Genomic DNA, 3062 nt, shown 5'->3' with positions numbered 1-3062 from the left:
ACCCCGACGTGTCTACTTTCCGGGGGTCAGGCCCTGCCCACCTGGGCTACGAGTCTGGCGACAGGAGCGCTAAAGCTGCAGCTAGAACAGACAATTACCGCAACGGGTCGTATCCAAAGACCGTGGATTCTAACTACGGGCCAGTCACCGTTGATGTCCCTCGGGATCGGGCTGGAACATTCTTGCCGACTATGGTCCCTAAAGGTTCTAGGCGCTTGACTGATGTCGATGACATGATCGTCAGCTTGTACGCCGGTGGGATGACAATTAGGGACATCCAGCACCATATGGCAACGTCGATGCGTGTCGATATTTCCCATGAGACGATTTCTGCGGTTACTGACGCCGTGCTCGATGAGGTCATGATCTGGCAAAACCGCCAGCTAGACGAGTTCTACCCCGTGGTTTTCCTGGACGCGTTGCGCATTAAAGTCCGCGACGACGGCCGAGTAGTCAACAAATCTGCGTACATGGCAATCGGCGTGGATCTCAACGGTATTAAGCACATTTTAGGATTGTGGATTGCCAAGGAAGAAGGCGCTTCATTCTGGGCGCAGGTATGCGCCAACCTTTCTAACCGTGGGGTCAAGGACGTCTTTATCGTCTGCTGTGACGGGCTGAAAGGCCTGCCAGAGGCAGTTGAGGCAACCTGGCCGAACTCTATGGTGCAAACCTGTATCGTGCACCTGATTCGCGCCGCTAACCGGTGGGTAGCCTACGGGGATCGCCGGGGCGTATCAGCCGCGTTGAAAAAGATTTACACTGCCACGGACGAGCCCACAGCACAGGTTGCTTTAGACGAATTTGAAGCCTCCGAGCTGGGTGAGAAATATCCCCGCTCAGTCAAGGTCTGGCGTGATGCGTGGGCGCGTTTCGTACCGTTTCTCCAGTTCCCACCAGCAGCCAGAAAGGTAATCTATACGACGAACTCCATTGAGTCGTTTAACAATGAACTGCGTAAAGCTACCCGCAACAGGGTGCAGTTCACCAACGATGAATCAGCGATAAAGACGCTGTGGTTGATGACCTGCAACATCGAAGACAAACGAGCCGCAAAGAGGGCAAAGCAAGGCAAACGAGTCTCAGCGACAGCCGGCAGACTCATGGAAGGAGCCCGAGTTTCCGGCTGGAAACAAGCCATCAACCAAATGGCCGTTGCCTACCCCGACCGCTTCGACAAATACCTATAAACCTAGCCCCACACACAAACAACTTGACACCCTCCGAACAAGCAAGCATTGATAGATGCAGGTCTGCACTACATTTTGTCGGTGAAACCCCACCGTGCCTGAGGTGATTGAAACCTGGCGGCGGGAAATCCCTGGTGAAGCCTACGCCCACGGCCAGATCTGGACACAAGCCTCGGCAAGCGATGCGCGCAAACACACAACCCCGAATACGGTGACCCACTTCCAGTACTCCTATGATCGGGCCAGACGCGGCCTGCGCGGAATCAAAGAGCAAGTCGCAAAAGCCAAACGCGCTGTTGACGGCGAAATCGCCATTAAGCGCAACCGCTATTTCGATCTTTCCACCCCGAACAAGAAGGTCAACTACGCTCTCGCTGCAAACACCGAGCCCTAGCCGGAATTAAAGGCTATGAAACCGACCTGACCGCTCTTCCCGCCCAGGAGGTTATCAGGCATTACCGCAGGCTATTCCACATTGAAAATGTCGTATCGGATGTCGAAATCAGACCTGAAAGCACGCCCAATCTATGCGAGGAAACAAAACTCGATCACAGCACATCTCAATATTGTGATGGCAGCACTAGCCGTGACCCACCTGATGGAGACCCGCAGTGGTCACTTCATCAAACGCCTCGTGAGAACACTCAAGAAATACCGCAGCTTTCAACTCGTCGTTGGCGGCGAAACCATTCACGCCGCCGTACCATTCCCGCCCGACCTCACTGCCACCATCCAAGTAATCACCGGCCGCGAACTTCCGCACAAAATTGGCCTAAGTCAGGTTAGAAGGGAATCAGCACACCGTCTCGTGGGATTCGTGCTCTGGGTGCTCAATCTGGATGGTGGAGTGCTCGATACCGTGTTCGCGCAGGGCCTGCTGGGCGGCATCCAACAGCGGGCCGGTGCCGACGGTGCCGTCGCGCACGATATGCACGGTCGTGAGCACGTTCACGCCGTCCAGGCTCCACAGGTGCAGGTCGTGGATGTCAGCAACGCCCTCGACCTGCCGCAGCGCGGGCTCGATCGCACTGGCGTCGAAGTCCGCCGGGACTTGCTCGAGCAGCACGCTCGCCGAAAGCCGCATGAGCTGCCAGGCGCGCGGCAGCACCATCGCCGCGATCGCTAGGGAGGCGATCACGTCCGCCGCCACAAACCCCGTGGTCAGTACCACGATGCCGGCCACGATTACTGCGACCGAGCCGAGCATATCCACTAACACGTGCAAGAACGCGCCCTCCACGTTGATCGAGGATTTGCGGTGCCGGTGCAGAACCCACGCCGATAGCGCATTCGCCACCAGGCCGATCACCGCGATGATCAGCATCGTTTTTCCCTGCACTTCGGCCGGGCTCTGCAGGCGGCGCACCGCCTCGACGACAATCCACACCGAGATCGCCAGCACCATCACTGCGTTCGCCAGTGCAGCAAGCACCTCCACTCGTCGGTAGCCGTACGTGGCCTGAGCCGATGCTTGTCGGCGCCCAACCAACACCGCTAACACCGCGATGATCAACCCCGCAGCGTCGGAAAGCATGTGCATCGCATCCGCCATCAGCGCCATCGAACCCGCCAACCAGCCGCCGATCAGCTCCGCGAAGAAGACGGTGCCGGTAATGCCTAGCGCAATCAAGAGTGCGCGCAGCGGCGTGCTGGAGTGATCGTGGTCGTGGTGCTCGTGTGCCATGCACTCAGCCTATCCCCGTCGACGCTTATTGACAATTAAATGAAAATGGATGGCGGTAAGCGCAGCCACTGAGGCCAAGTCGGCCTGATTTAGGTCATTGTGCAGTTGTCCTTTGAATGTGTAGAGAAGCTGAAACATGAACAACCAAAAAGTAGGGTTAAGTAGCAGAATGTGTGTCCGTTCGGCGT

4 protein-coding genes are annotated in these 3062 nt (G+C 57.0%); 2 read left to right on the top strand and 2 right to left on the bottom strand.

Going from position 1 to position 3062, the window contains the following annotated elements; translation table 11 throughout:
* Both HMPREF3158_RS04340 and HMPREF3158_RS04335 read left to right on the top strand, forming a co-directional pair.
* Nucleotides 1–1190 (top strand): IS256 family transposase (locus HMPREF3158_RS04340; protein WP_083291041.1); only part of this gene is annotated, 1190 nt, incomplete at its 5' end.
* 94 nt (nucleotides 1191–1284) lie between these two features.
* Nucleotides 1285–1584 carry a hypothetical protein gene (locus HMPREF3158_RS04335; RefSeq protein WP_141740993.1) on the top strand — a complete coding sequence of 100 codons (300 nt, stop codon included), beginning with the start codon at nucleotides 1285–1287 and terminating at the stop codon, nucleotides 1582–1584.
* A gap of 186 nt (nucleotides 1585–1770) precedes the next feature.
* Here the strand turns inward: HMPREF3158_RS04335 and HMPREF3158_RS04330 are convergent, their stop codons facing one another.
* Together HMPREF3158_RS04330 and HMPREF3158_RS04325 are read right to left on the bottom strand one after the other, a co-directional pair.
* The gene (locus tag HMPREF3158_RS04330) at nucleotides 1771–1953 is read right to left on the bottom strand and encodes a hypothetical protein (protein WP_005324624.1); all 183 of its coding nucleotides are present in this window, start codon (nucleotides 1951–1953) and stop codon (nucleotides 1771–1773) included.
* 30 nt (nucleotides 1954–1983) lie between these two features.
* Nucleotides 1984–2874: a cation diffusion facilitator family transporter gene (locus tag HMPREF3158_RS04325; protein WP_005328806.1), complete on the bottom strand. Its 891-nt coding sequence runs from the start codon at nucleotides 2872–2874 to the stop codon at nucleotides 1984–1986.
* Between the last annotated feature and the right edge of the window lie 188 nt (nucleotides 2875–3062).

Origin of the sequence: Corynebacterium sp. HMSC06G04 (assembly GCF_001807365.1) — a bacterium.
Taxonomy (GTDB): Bacteria; Actinomycetota; Actinomycetes; order Mycobacteriales; family Mycobacteriaceae; genus Corynebacterium; species Corynebacterium simulans.
This window is presented reverse-complemented; position numbering and strand designations above follow the sequence as displayed.